This window comes from Enterobacter huaxiensis (assembly GCF_003594935.2).
In the GTDB taxonomy this organism is placed as follows: domain Bacteria; phylum Pseudomonadota; class Gammaproteobacteria; order Enterobacterales; family Enterobacteriaceae; genus Enterobacter; species Enterobacter huaxiensis.
On the sequence record NZ_CP043342.1, the window covers coordinates 4,835,054 to 4,847,326 of the forward strand.

9 protein-coding genes, 1 tRNA gene and 2 rRNA genes are annotated in these 12,273 nt (G+C 51.4%); 4 read left to right on the forward strand and 8 right to left on the reverse strand.

Annotated elements, in window-relative coordinates; all coding sequences use genetic code 11:
- Nucleotides 1-543: 543 nt before the first annotated feature.
- Entirely contained in the window at nucleotides 544-1,173 is a 630-nt protein-coding gene (yihA, locus tag D5067_RS23010) for a ribosome biogenesis GTP-binding protein YihA/YsxC (protein ID WP_119938071.1), read from the forward strand.
- A gap of 98 nt (nucleotides 1,174-1,271) precedes the next feature.
- Here the strand turns inward: yihA and spfP are convergent, their stop codons facing one another.
- Both spfP and polA read right to left on the reverse strand, forming a co-directional pair.
- Entirely contained in the window at nucleotides 1,272-1,319 is a 48-nt protein-coding gene (gene spfP, locus D5067_RS24225) for a small protein SpfP (RefSeq protein WP_071892919.1), read from the reverse strand.
- A 165-nt stretch (nucleotides 1,320-1,484) separates the two neighbouring features.
- Entirely contained in the window at nucleotides 1,485-4,280 is a 2,796-nt protein-coding gene (gene polA, locus D5067_RS23015) for a DNA polymerase I (protein WP_119938070.1), read from the reverse strand.
- 438 nt (nucleotides 4,281-4,718) lie between these two features.
- On the opposite strand from polA, the gene yihG reads away from it, so the two are divergent.
- The gene (yihG, locus tag D5067_RS23020; protein ID WP_119938069.1) at nucleotides 4,719-5,627 is read left to right on the forward strand and encodes a 1-acylglycerol-3-phosphate O-acyltransferase, YihG family; all 909 of its coding nucleotides are present in this window, start codon (nucleotides 4,719-4,721) and stop codon (nucleotides 5,625-5,627) included.
- A 23-nt stretch (nucleotides 5,628-5,650) separates the two neighbouring features.
- Here yihG and dsbA read toward each other — a convergent pair whose 3' ends face one another.
- The 3 genes from dsbA to D5067_RS23035 all read right to left on the reverse strand — a co-directional run bounded on the left by dsbA (nucleotide 5,651) and on the right by D5067_RS23035 (nucleotide 7,633).
- Nucleotides 5,651-6,274, reverse strand: coding sequence for a thiol:disulfide interchange protein DsbA (gene dsbA / locus D5067_RS23025; protein ID WP_119938068.1), 624 nt, complete (start codon nucleotides 6,272-6,274; stop codon nucleotides 5,651-5,653).
- 27 nt (nucleotides 6,275-6,301) lie between these two features.
- Entirely contained in the window at nucleotides 6,302-7,288 is a 987-nt protein-coding gene (locus tag D5067_RS23030; protein WP_119938067.1) for a serine/threonine protein kinase, read from the reverse strand.
- A 75-nt stretch (nucleotides 7,289-7,363) separates the two neighbouring features.
- On the reverse strand, nucleotides 7,364-7,633 hold the full coding sequence (locus D5067_RS23035) for a YihD family protein (protein WP_010436801.1): 270 nt from the start codon (nucleotides 7,631-7,633) through the stop codon (nucleotides 7,364-7,366).
- 68 nt (nucleotides 7,634-7,701) lie between these two features.
- On the opposite strand from D5067_RS23035, the gene mobA reads away from it, so the two are divergent.
- Nucleotides 7,702-8,286 (forward strand): molybdenum cofactor guanylyltransferase MobA, encoded by a 585-nt coding sequence (gene mobA / locus D5067_RS23040; protein WP_119938066.1) that lies wholly within the window; start codon nucleotides 7,702-7,704, stop codon nucleotides 8,284-8,286.
- Nucleotides 8,283-8,786 carry a molybdopterin-guanine dinucleotide biosynthesis protein MobB gene (mobB, locus tag D5067_RS23045; protein ID WP_119938065.1) on the forward strand — a complete coding sequence of 168 codons (504 nt, stop codon included), beginning with the start codon at nucleotides 8,283-8,285 and terminating at the stop codon, nucleotides 8,784-8,786. The genes mobA and mobB overlap by 4 nt, the downstream gene beginning before the upstream one ends.
- Nucleotides 8,787-8,884: 98 nt before the next feature.
- Here mobB and rrf read toward each other — a convergent pair.
- The 3 genes from rrf to D5067_RS23060 all read right to left on the reverse strand — a co-directional run bounded on the left by rrf (nucleotide 8,885) and on the right by D5067_RS23060 (nucleotide 12,249).
- Nucleotides 8,885-9,000 (reverse strand): 5S ribosomal RNA (gene rrf / locus D5067_RS23050).
- Between the two features lie 74 nt (nucleotides 9,001-9,074).
- A 23S ribosomal RNA gene (locus D5067_RS23055) occupies nucleotides 9,075-11,980 on the reverse strand.
- Between the two features lie 193 nt (nucleotides 11,981-12,173).
- Nucleotides 12,174-12,249 (reverse strand) — tRNA-Glu (locus D5067_RS23060).
- Nucleotides 12,250-12,273 lie beyond the last annotated feature (24 nt).

Consider the following 12,273-nt stretch of genomic DNA (forward strand, 5'->3'; position numbering starts at 1 on the left):
TTGCGGCGAAATCTAGCAGAAAGCAAGCAAAGAAAAAAGGCGACAGAGCAATCTGTCGCCTTTTTTCCTGACTCATAACCCTTTACGGGCCAGACATTCCATGTTTGCCAACAACAAACCCTGTTTATCCTTTGGCTTAATACCGTCCGTGATACGGTTCCGTTTCCTGTTTAAACGCCTCCAGGCGCTGGTCATCCTGACAATCCTGAGTCTTCGCCTCCTGGCGCTCCTGACCCTTATCCTTAAGTCTTTATCCTGTTGGCATCCTCGCCTTGACGCACACTTTACCTTTTTCCATTAAACTAACAAGCAACGAAAGGGTACAAAAACGGATTTTCGGATTATTACTCATCATCAACTATCTGATTTGTAATAAGTTGCATTTTTTAACGTCTACGATTTCTCTTAAATCTCGCATAGCGCAAAGGGCAAATCTCTTACATTTGCCAGGGTTATCGCTTACAGGCTTATTACGATGTGAAAAGCCTTTTGTCCGCAATCAGGTATAATCCCCCACAGCTTACGATTTTTGGAGACGACCACGTGACTACCTGGAACTACCAACAGACGCATTTTGTCACCAGTGCGCCCGATATTCGCCACCTGCCTTCTGATACAGGAATTGAAGTGGCCTTTGCTGGCCGCTCCAATGCGGGAAAATCCAGCGCCCTGAATGCGCTGACCAATCAGAAGAGCCTGGCGCGTACCTCAAAAACACCTGGCCGTACTCAGCTGATTAACCTGTTTGAAGTGGCAGAGGGCAAACGCCTGGTCGACTTACCAGGATACGGTTTTGCGCAGGTCCCGGAAGAGATGAAGATCAAGTGGCAGCGTGCGCTTGGTGAATATCTTGAAAAACGCCTGTGCCTGAAGGGCCTTGTGGTGCTGATGGATATTCGCCATCCGCTGAAGGATCTCGATCAGCAGATGATCGACTGGGCTGTGGCGAGCGATATTGCCGTACTGGTGCTGTTGACCAAAGCCGACAAGCTGGCAAGCGGGGCGCGTAAAGCGCAGGTGAATATGGTACGCGAAGCCGTACTGGCATTTAACGGTGACGTACAGGTTGAGCCATTCTCATCGCTGAAAAAGCAGGGCGTGGATAAGCTTCGTCAGAAACTCGACACCTGGTTTAACGAGCTGGAACCCGCGACAGAAGCGGAAGAAGAGTAATAACGAGCGCGGCGATGTCCGCGCTTTTTTTTGCCTGACATTTTATTTGCCGCAATAAAAAACGCCCCAGTCATTACTGACTGGGGCGGCTAAAATATTCAGCCAAATCCGATTACGTGAAGTAAAAGGTCTGAAAGATAGAACATCTTACCTCTGTACCCTACGTCGCTAACTCTACCCCTTTTTTAGCTGTAGAAAAAGCACTTTTTGTAGTTTTTTTTCATTCTTTACATAGGGAATTCTAATGATCGTCACAAAACGTGCGTTGTAATGTTGCTAACTTACATAAACGCGCGTTATTCGCCGAACCCTTAGTGAGCCTGATCCCAGTTTTCACCGCTGCCCACTTCCACCAGCAGCGGCACATCCAGTTTCATGCTGCTTTCCATCAGCTCGTGGATCTTCTGAGAGACGCTCTCCAGGTCTTCTTTGTGCACTTCGAACACCAGTTCATCGTGCACCTGCATGATCATTTTCACGCGCGGTTTGTCTTTTTCCAGCCAGGCATCCACGGCGATCATCGCGCGTTTAATGATGTCGGCGGCGGTACCCTGCATCGGTGCGTTGATTGCCGCACGCTCTGCCCCGGCGCGACGCGCCGCGTTGCTGGATTTGATGTCCGGCAGGTAGAGTCGACGTCCGTCCAGCGTTTCAACGTAGCCTTTTTCCTTCGCCTGCGCGCGGGTGCGTTCCATATATTCCAGCACGCCAGGGTAACGCTCGAAGTAGAGATCCATATACTTCTGCGACTCTTTGCGCGGGATATTGAGCTGGCGTGAGAGACCAAAGGCGCTCATGCCGTAGATCAAACCGAAGTTAATTGCCTTCGCACTGCGGCGCTGGTCGTTAGTGACGCTGTCCAGCGGCAAGCCAAATACCTCAGCGGCAGTTGCCCGGTGAATATCTTTCCCTTCGGCAAACGCCGTCAGTAAACCCTTATCACGCGACAGGTGCGCCATAATGCGCAGCTCGATTTGCGAGTAGTCCGCAGAGACAATCAGATAATCTTCTGGCGCAATAAAGGCCTGACGAATGCGGCGGCCCTCTTCATTACGCACCGGAATGTTCTGCAGATTTGGATCGGTTGACGAGAGTCGCCCGGTGGCCGCCACGGCCTGATGATAAGAGGTGTGCACGCGGCCCGTTTTCGGGTTAATCATCAGCGGCAGCTTATCGGTATAGGTCGATTTCAGCTTCGCCAGGCCGCGATACTGCAGAATGACTTTTGGCAGTGGATAGTCCAGCGCCAGCTCTTCCAGCACCTCTTCCGAGGTGGAAGGGGCGCCGCCGGGTGTTTTCTTCAGCGGCTTGATGCCCTGCTTTTCAAACAGGATGGTCTGCAGCTGTTTAGGAGACGAGAGGTTAAACGGCTCGCCTGCAAGCTCATGGGCCTTTTGCTCAAGCTCGGTCAGACGCTGTGCAAGCTCTCCAGAGTGGTTATGCAAAACGGTGGGGTCAATCTTAACGCCGTTGCGCTCAATGCGGGAAAGCACAGGCACCAGCGGCATCTCAATGTGCTGGAACACGTTCAGCGGACCTTCTTGCTTCTGCAGTTTTGGCCACATCTTCAGGTGCAGCTGCAGCGTGACATCGGCGTCTTCCGCTGCGTAACGACCCGCCTCTTCCAGCGCAATCTGGTTAAAGGTCAGCTGATTTTTACCTTTGCCGGCAATCTCTTCAAAGGTGATAGTTTTGTGCTTCAGCCAACGGTCGGATAACGAATCCATATCATGACGCCCCGCCACGCTGTCCAGAATGTAGGATTCCAGCATGGTGTCGAAGGCAATACCGCGCAGCTCAATGCCGTAGTTTTGCAGAATGCCACGATCGTATTTCAGGTTTTGCCCGACCTTCAGCGCCTTGTCATCTTCAAGAATTGGCTTCAGCAGTTCGAGTACGCGGTCGCGCGGGAGCTGATCGGGCGCATCCAGATAGTCATGCGCCACAGGGACATAGGCCGCAACGCCCGGCTCTGTCGCAAAGGACAGGCCCACCATATTGGCAGAGATGTTATCGAGGCTGTCGGTTTCCGTATCGAAGGCAAACACCGGCGCTTTTTTCAGTTTTTCGATCCAGGCGACCAGCTGCGACTCTTCAAGGATGGTTTCGTACTTGTCGAAGGAGAGGGTTACGGCTTCCTCTTCTTCCACCAGCTCTTCGGCATCAGTGACAATCGTCTCTTTTGGCTTCGCCGCAGGTTTTGTACCTTTTGCCTGCAGCCACTTTCCGCTTTCTACGTCAGTGATCCAGCGCTTGAATTCATATTGCTTAAACAGGCTCAGGAGGTCGTCTGCTGAAGGCTGCTGTACCTCAAGCTGTTCACAGCCCAGTTCCAGCTCAACGTCAGTTTTGATGGTAGCCAGCTGATAGGAGAGGTAAGCCACCTCTTTGTTCTCTTCGAGCTTCCCGGCCATATTTTTTGCACCACGGAAGGTGAGCCCGGCGATTTTGTCAGATTCCGCGTATAGCGTATCCAGCCCCCCCAGCCCCTGCAGCAGGGCCTGAGCGGTTTTTTCACCCACGCCCGGCACGCCAGGAATGTTATCTGAGGAGTCCCCCATCAGTGCGAGGAAATCGATAATCAGCTCTGGCGGTACGCCATATTTTGCGACCACCTCTTCTGGCCCCAGAATGGTGTTGGTCATGGTGTTAATCAGGGTGATCCCTGGCGTCACCAGCTGGGCCATATCTTTATCGCCGGTACTGATGAGGACCGGACGACCCAGTTTTTCGGCTTCACGCGCCAGCGTACCGATAACGTCATCGGCTTCTACGCCGGACACGGCCAGCAGCGGGAGACCCATCGCTTTAACCATGGTATGGAGCGGTTCGATCTGCGCGCGCAGATCGTCAGGCATTGGCGGACGGTGGGATTTGTAATGCTCAAAAAGCTCATCGCGGAAGGTTTTGCCCTTCGCATCAAAGACGACGGCCGCGTGAGTGGGCTGATACTGGAGGATCAGGCTGCGCAGCATGTTCAGTACGCCGTACATTGCGCCGGTCGGTTCTCCTGCGCTATTGGTCAGAGGAGGAAACGCATGATACGCCCGATACAGGTAAGAAGAGCCGTCGACGAGAATAAGAGGGTTTTCTGGGATCTGAACCATAATGTCCGTGCCTTTAATCAATTTATGGGTAAAGGATGCCACAGAAGGATGAAAACATCAGTTATTAGGGCCTGAAACGGCAAAAGATTTTGCGATCGTGAGGATCGCTCGCAAAACCAAACTGTGGATAAGTTTGTGAATACTTTAATATCAGATGAATAACAGACAAAATTTCTATATTGAGATTTATTATTTAACAAGTTAAATCAACAAGTTATATATTGATCCTTGATCATTATCACCACCTGATGACAATTTAGTCTATGTGGATATAAGGCCCGCCCTATGGTTTTTCCTGAATAAATCGGGCGTTACGCAGGATTAGCCGCAACTTACCGCGTGAAAGCACCCTGCTGCGGCCTGATTTCTGATAAAATCAGCGCCCTGCGCCGGATAGCCGGCTGAAAATTCATAGCTAACTATCTGAAAAAGCTCATCATGTCGAGATTTCTCGCTCCATTAATATTACTGTTAAGCATCATTTTAACGATTCTCGTTACCGTGGCCTGTTCAGTGCCAATTATCGTCGCCGGAATCATTAAATTGCTGCTACCGGTACCCGCGGTATGGCGAGCCGTTTCCTCTTTTTGTAATTTTATGATGTATTGCTGGTGCGAAGGGCTGGCTATGCTGCTGTGCCTCAATCCGCACCTGAAGTGGGACGTTCAGGGCCTGGAAAGGCTTAACAAAAAGAACTGGTACCTGCTTATCTGCAATCACCACAGTTGGGCAGATATTGTGGTTCTGTGCGTGCTGTTCCGCAAACACATCCCGATGAACAAATACTTCCTGAAACAACAGCTGGCCTGGGTACCTTTTATTGGCCTTGCATGCTGGGCGCTGGATATGCCGTTCATGAAACGCTATTCGCGCGGCTATCTCATCCGCCATCCGGAACGTCGCGGTAAGGATGTGGAAACTACACGCCGCTCTTGCGAGAAGTTTCGCGCACATCCCACAACCATTGTTAACTTTGTAGAAGGCTCTCGCTTTACCGAGGAGAAGCATCAGCAAACGCGCTCGCCCTATCAGAATTTACTCCCACCTAAAGCAGCGGGCATTGCAATGGCACTCAACGTGCTGGGCGATCAATTTGATAAGTTGTTGAACGTCACGCTGTGCTACCCGGAAAATGATACGACACCGTTTTACGACATGCTGAGCGGTAAACTAACGCGCATCGTTGTTCGAATCGATCTCATGGTCGTTGAGACCGAGCTGCACGGTGATTACGTTAATGATAAGAATTTTAAACGTCGTTTCCAGCTGTGGCTTAACGCGCTCTGGAAAGAGAAAGACGAACAGATAGATAATATAAAAGCTTCATACAAAAACGCCGGTCAGTGACCGGCGTTTTTACGTTAAGAATATTATTTCTTCTCAACCAGGAATTTCACGGTATCTGCGTACTGTTGTACAAAGATGTCCATGCTGCTGGTATCCATGCCCTGCATGTTCAGCTGATATTTACCGTTAACAAACATTGCCGGAACGCCCTGCAACTGCAGGTCTGCTGCGGCTTTTTCCTGCTGAGCAACGAGGGATTTCACCACAAAGCTGTTCCAGGCTGCGTCGTACTCTTCACCTTTCACGCCCGCATCAACGAATACTTTGCGGATATCTGCAGTAGTCTGAACAGTCTGGGTTTTCTGTACGGCTTCAAACATTGGAGCAGTAACTTTGTCTTCCACACCCAGCGCCATAGCAACCGCCCACGCCTGAGTCAGATCTTTACCCAACGGGCCCAGGAACTCAACGTGGTACTTGGTCATTTTGGTGCCTTCTGGCAGCTTTTTCTTCACGTTATCCGAAACATGCAGCACTTCTTCAAACTGATAGCAGTGCGGGCAGTAGAACGAGAAGAATTCAAGCACCTGTGGCTCGCCAGCGACGGGTTTTTCCAGCGTGGTGAACTGCTTGCCGTCGGTAAACTGTGCAGCAGAAGCGCTAAATGCCAGAATCATACCTGCCAGCGCCAGCCAAATTTTTTTCATGATCAACTCTCTCCTGGATGTGTCCAATTAATACATAGGCGTTAATTGCAGAGGGGGTTCTTGCAGAACCTTAACCTGCTCAGTAAATGTCGAAATCTGGCTGCGCCAGTAATCTTCCCCGGTGAGCCACGGGAAATTTCGAGGAAATGCGGGGTCATCCCAACGCCTGATTAACCAGGCAAGATAATAAACAAAACGCATCGCACGTAAAGGCTCTATCAGGGCAATTTCGTCTGCATTAAATGGGCTGAACTCTTCATACGCTTCAATAATGGTTTCAAGCTGCATCCTCTGCTCGGCTTTATCGCCATTGAGCAGCATCCACAGATCCTGAACGGCTGGCCCCATGCGCGCATCATCGAGATCGACGAACAGCGGGCCATCGCGCCAAAGGATATTGCCAGCATGGCAATCGCCGTGCAGACGCAGCGTGGAGATATCATCACGCCAGCGCTCTTTAACCGCCACAATAAGTTTATCTGTCGCGTTAAGGAAATTATCCTTTAATTTACCCGGCATAAGCGTCGACGTTTCGAATACCTGTCGCGGCTCGGTGAGATATTCATGAATCCCGATAGTCGGGCGGGCAATAAAGGATTTTTTGCGTCCCGTCTGATGAATGCGTCCCAGATAGCGAGCAACCCACTCCATCTGATCGATATTATCAGATTCAAACTGACGGCCACCCAGACTTGGAAATACGGCGTAGTAAAACCCTTCGTGCGTTAGCAGCGTCTGGTTATTGAATTTCACCGGTGCTGCAACGGGAATTTCGTCGTCAAGGAGATCGTGAGCAAACTGATGCTCCTCCTGAATTTGGTCTGCAGACCAACGCTTAGGGCGATAGAACTTTACGACGAAGCGCTGACGATCCTCGTCCTGAAACTGATAGACGCGGTTTTCGTAGCTGTTTAACGGGGTTAACCCGGAATCCACACGAATACCCTGCTCGAACAGCGCATCCATAATGGTATCCGGGTGTAATGTCTGGAAAGTAAAAGCCTGGTCGTTCATCCGATCATCCGGAAATTATACGAATGATTCAGGATATCATCTTGTGGCGATTTCGGTGGCGCCGCTTACAAGCTTTTACTCTTTAATTACCCCGCGCGCGCGCAGTAATGCGGTTTTAAAATCTTCCTCATAATCTTTCTGAATACCAGGAATAACAGCATCTTTGGCAGAATCGCGCATTTTGAGGTGGTAGATCAGGATGTCGTCAGAAAGGTCTGTCAGTTCGCCGTCAAAACCTGACTCTTTCGCCAGTTTCTGTAAAAATTGCATCAGATTCAGCTCTGGCTCTTTTTGCCAGGCCGGCTGGAGGAGTTCAATAACTTCATTCAGACGTTTACATTTCATGGTGGTGCTCCTTTCATTTAGAGAGACACGTTAGCAGGGTCAATCCCACAATAAAAGAGGCGATATTGGTGAATCAGAGCCGGGAAATTATCGGGGTCGTTCTGGCAGGTGGCAGAGCAACGCGAATGGGAGGTGAAGATAAAGGGCTTCAGCTCCTGAAGGGGAAGCCTTTATGGCAGCATGTCGCTGATACCCTGGCAGCACAGGTATCGGCAATGGCACTCAGCGCCAACCGCCATATTGATATTTACCAGCGCAGTGGGTACCCCGTTTATCAGGATAACCTAACGGGCTATCCGGGGCCGCTGGCGGGGATGCTCTCGGTCATGCAGCAGTCACAGGGGAAATGGTTTCTCTTTTGCCCTTGCGATACGCCTTATATCCCGGCTTGCCTCGCTGAACGTCTGGTGCAGCAGCGCGGCAGCTCTTCTGTGGTCTGGGTTCATGATGGCGAACGCGACCATCCTACTATCGCACTGATGCATAGATCCCTGATACCTGACCTCCAGCATTATCTGGCCACTGGAGAACGACGGGTGATGATGTTTATGCGTCAGGCCGGCGGTCACACCGTTGATTTTAGCGATCTCAAACCTGCGTTTGTGAACGTGAATACAACAGAAGATTTACGGATGATGCAGGAGCATAAATGATCCCGGTATTAGCAATAGCAGCCTGGAGCGGTACAGGTAAAACCACGCTGCTGAAGAAACTGATCCCCGCACTTTGCGCCAAAGGTAAACGTCCCGGACTGATTAAGCATACTCATCACAACATGGATGTCGATAAGCCGGGAAAAGACAGCTTTGAACTGCGTAAAGCGGGCGCTGCACAGACGATGGTGGCAAGCCGTCAACGCTGGGCGCTGATGACTGAAACCCCGGATGAGGCGCCACTGGATCTCGCTTATCTGGTCAGCAGAATGGATCACTCCACGCTGGATCTGGTGCTGGTTGAGGGTTTTAAGCATGAGGAAGTTGCAAAGATCCTGCTGTTTCGAAGCGACGCTGGGCATGAAATCCACGAGTTAACCCTGGATGAACATGTGATTGCAGTAGCCAGTGACGTTGCGCTGTCGCTCGAGGTACCGGTGCTGGATTTGAATGATGTTGATGGGATTGCGGAGTTTATTGTGGGGTGGAGTGCAGTCTGACTTGCCGGGTGGCGGCGTTGCCTTACCCGGCCTACAAAACTCGTCGGTCAGAAACGCAAAAAGGCCATCCTTCCGGATGGCCTCTTCACTTGTTTGATGCCTGGCAGTTCCCTACTCTCACATGGGGAGACCCCACACTACCATCGGCGCTACGGCGTTTCACTTCTGAGTTCGGCATGGGGTCAGGTGGGACCACCGCGCTAAAGCCGCCAGGCAAATTCTGTTAAATCTGTATCAGGCTGAAATTTGATTGTCTGTCTCTCGTCGCCGAAACAGCTTCGGCGTTGTAAGGTTAAGCCTCACGGTTCATTAGTATCGGTTAGCTCAACGCATCGCTGCGCTTACACACCCGACCTATCAACGTCGTAGTCTTCAACGTTCCTTCAGGACCCTTAAAGGGTCAGGGAGAACTCATCTCGGGGCAAGTTTCGTGCTTAGATGCTTTCAGCACTTATCTTTTCCGCATTTAGCTACCGGGCAATGCCATTGGCATGACAACCCGAACACCAGTGATGCGTCCACTCCGGTCCTCTCGTACTAGGAGCAGCCCCCCTCAATTCTCCAGCGCCCACGGCAGATAGGGACCGAACTGTCTCACGACGTTCTAAACCCAGCTCGCGTACCACTTTAAATGGCGAACAGCCATACCCTTGGGACCTACTTCAGCCCCAGGATGTGATGAGCCGACATCGAGGTGCCAAACACCGCCGTCGATATGAACTCTTGGGCGGTATCAGCCTGTTATCCCCGGAGTACCTTTTATCCGTTGAGCGATGGCCCTTCCATTCAGAACCACCGGATCACTATGACCTGCTTTCGCACCTGCTCGAGCCGTCACTCTCGCAGTCAAGCTAGCTTATGCCATTGCACTAACCTCCTGATGTCCGACCAGGATTAGCTAACCTTCGTGCTCCTCCGTTACTCTTTGGGAGGAGACCGCCCCAGTCAAACTACCCACCAGACACTGTCCGCAACCCGGATCACGGGTCTACGTTAGAACACCAGCCATTAAAGGGTGGTATTTCAAGGTTGGCTCCACGCAGACTGGCGTCCACGCTTCAAAGCCTCCCACCTATCCTACACATCAAGGACCAGTGTTCAGTGTCAAGCTATAGTAAAGGTTCACGGGGTCTTTCCGTCTTGCCGCGGGTACACTGCATCTTCACAGCGAGTTCAATTTCACTGAGTCTCGGGTGGAGACAGCCTGGCCATCATTACGCCATTCGTGCAGGTCGGAACTTACCCGACAAGGAATTTCGCTACCTTAGGACCGTTATAGTTACGGCCGCCGTTTACCGGGGCTTCGATCAAGAGCTTCGCGTTGCCGCTAACCCCATCAATTAACCTTCCGGCACCGGGCAGGCGTCACACCGTATACGTCCACTTTCGTGTTTGCACAGTGCTGTGTTTTTAATAAACAGTTGCAGCCAGCTGGTATCTTCGACTGATTTCAGCTCCATCCGCAGGGACTTCACCTACACATCAGCGTGCCTTCTCCCGAAGTTACGGCACCATTTTGCCTAGTTCCTTCACCCGAGTTCTCTCAAGCGCCTTGGTATTCTCTACCTGACCACCTGTGTCGGTTTGGGGTACGATTTGATGTTACCTGATGCTTAGAGGCTTTTCCTGGAAGCAGGGCATTTGTTACTTCAGCACCGTAGTGCCTCGTCATCACACCTCAGCGTTAAAAGAAGTCCGGATTTACCTAAACTTCCCGCCTACATGCTTAAACCGGGACAACCGTCGCCCGGCTAACATAGCCTTCTCCGTCCCCCCTTCGCAGTAACACCAAGTACAGGAATATTAACCTGTTTCCCATCGACTACGCCTTTCGGCCTCGCCTTAGGGGTCGACTCACCCTGCCCCGATTAACGTTGGACAGGAACCCTTGGTCTTCCGGCGTGCGGGCTTTTCACCCGCATTATCGTTACTTATGTCAGCATTCGCACTTCTGATACCTCCAGCACCCCTCACAGGACACCTTCAACGGCTTACAGAACGCTCCCCTACCCAACAACGCATAAGCGTCGCTGCCGCAGCTTCGGTGCATGGTTTAGCCCCGTTACATCTTCCGCGCAGGCCGACTCGACCAGTGAGCTATTACGCTTTCTTTAAATGATGGCTGCTTCTAAGCCAACATCCTGGCTGTCTGTGCCTTCCCACATCGTTTCCCACTTAACCATGACTTTGGGACCTTAGCTGGCGGTCTGGGTTGTTTCCCTCTTCACGACGGACGTTAGCACCCGCCGTGTGTCTCCCGTGATAACATTCTTCGGTATTCGTAGTTTGCATCGGGTTGGTAAGCCGGGATGGCCCCCTAGCCGAAACAGTGCTCTACCCCCGAAGATGAGTTCACGAGGCGCTACCTAAATAGCTTTCGGGGAGAACCAGCTATCTCCCGGTTTGATTGGCCTTTCACCCCCAGCCACAAGTCATCCGCTAATTTTTCAACATTAGTCGGTTCGGTCCTCCAGTTAGTGTTACCCAACCTTCAACCTGCCCATGGCTAGATCACCGGGTTTCGGGTCTATACCCTGCAACTTAACGCCCAGTTAAGACTCGGTTTCCCTTCGGCTCCCCTATACGGTTAACCTTGCTACAGAATATAAGTCGCTGACCCATTATACAAAAGGTACGCAGTCACCTAACAAGTAGGCTCCCACTGCTTGTACGTACACGGTTTCAGGTTCTTTTTCACTCCCCTCGCCGGGGTTCTTTTCGCCTTTCCCTCACGGTACTGGTTCACTATCGGTCAGTCAGGAGTATTTAGCCTTGGAGGATGGTCCCCCCATATTCAGACAGGATACCACGTGTCCCGCCCTACTCTTCGAGTTCACAGCATGTGTGCTTTCGTGTACGGGACTATCACCCTGTACCGTGCGACTTTCCAGACGCTTCCACTAACACACAAGCTGATTCAGACTCTGGGCTGCTCCCCGTTCGCTCGCCGCTACTGGGGGAATCTCGGTTGATTTCTTTTCCTCGGGGTACTTAGATGTTTCAGTTCCCCCGGTTCGCTTCGTTAAGCTATGTATTCACTTAACGATAGTGTGTCGGAACACACTGGGTTTCCCCATTCGGAAATCGCCGGGTCAAAGGTTCATATCACCTCGCCGGCGCTTATCGCAGATTAGCACGTCCTTCATCGCCTCTGACTGCCAGGGCATCCACCGTGTACGCTTAGTCGCTTAACCTCACAACCCGAAGATGTCTCTTTCGACACATCATCGACTTGCGAAAATTTGAGAGACTCGAACACACCCTTAAAGGTGTGTCGTTTCAATTTTCAGCTTGATCCAGATTTTTAAAGAGCAAATATCTCAAACATCACCCGAAGATGAGTTTTGAGATATGGGGGTCGGCGACTTTCACTCACAAACCAGCAAGTGGCGTCCCCTAGGGGATTCGAACCCCTGTTACCGCCGTGAAAGGGCGGTGTCCTGGGCCTCTAGACGAAGGGGACACTGAAGTCTCAATCGCAAGACGC

Bases quoted from the DNA above. Each gene is read 5' to 3' on its own strand.
- polA (WP_119938070.1), bottom strand. From the start codon at position 4,280: ATGGTTCAGATCCCAGAAAACCCTCTTATTCTCGTCGACGGCTCTTCT.
- yihG (WP_119938069.1), top strand. From the start codon at position 4,719: ATGTCGAGATTTCTCGCTCCATTAATATTACTGTTAAGCATCATTTTA.
- dsbA (WP_119938068.1), bottom strand. From the start codon at position 6,274: ATGAAAAAAATTTGGCTGGCGCTGGCAGGTATGATTCTGGCATTTAGC.
- D5067_RS23030 (WP_119938067.1), bottom strand. From the start codon at position 7,288: ATGAACGACCAGGCTTTTACTTTCCAGACATTACACCCGGATACCATT.
- D5067_RS23035 (WP_010436801.1), bottom strand. From the start codon at position 7,633: ATGAAATGTAAACGTCTGAATGAAGTTATTGAACTCCTCCAGCCGGCC.
- mobB (WP_119938065.1), top strand. From the start codon at position 8,283: ATGATCCCGGTATTAGCAATAGCAGCCTGGAGCGGTACAGGTAAAACC.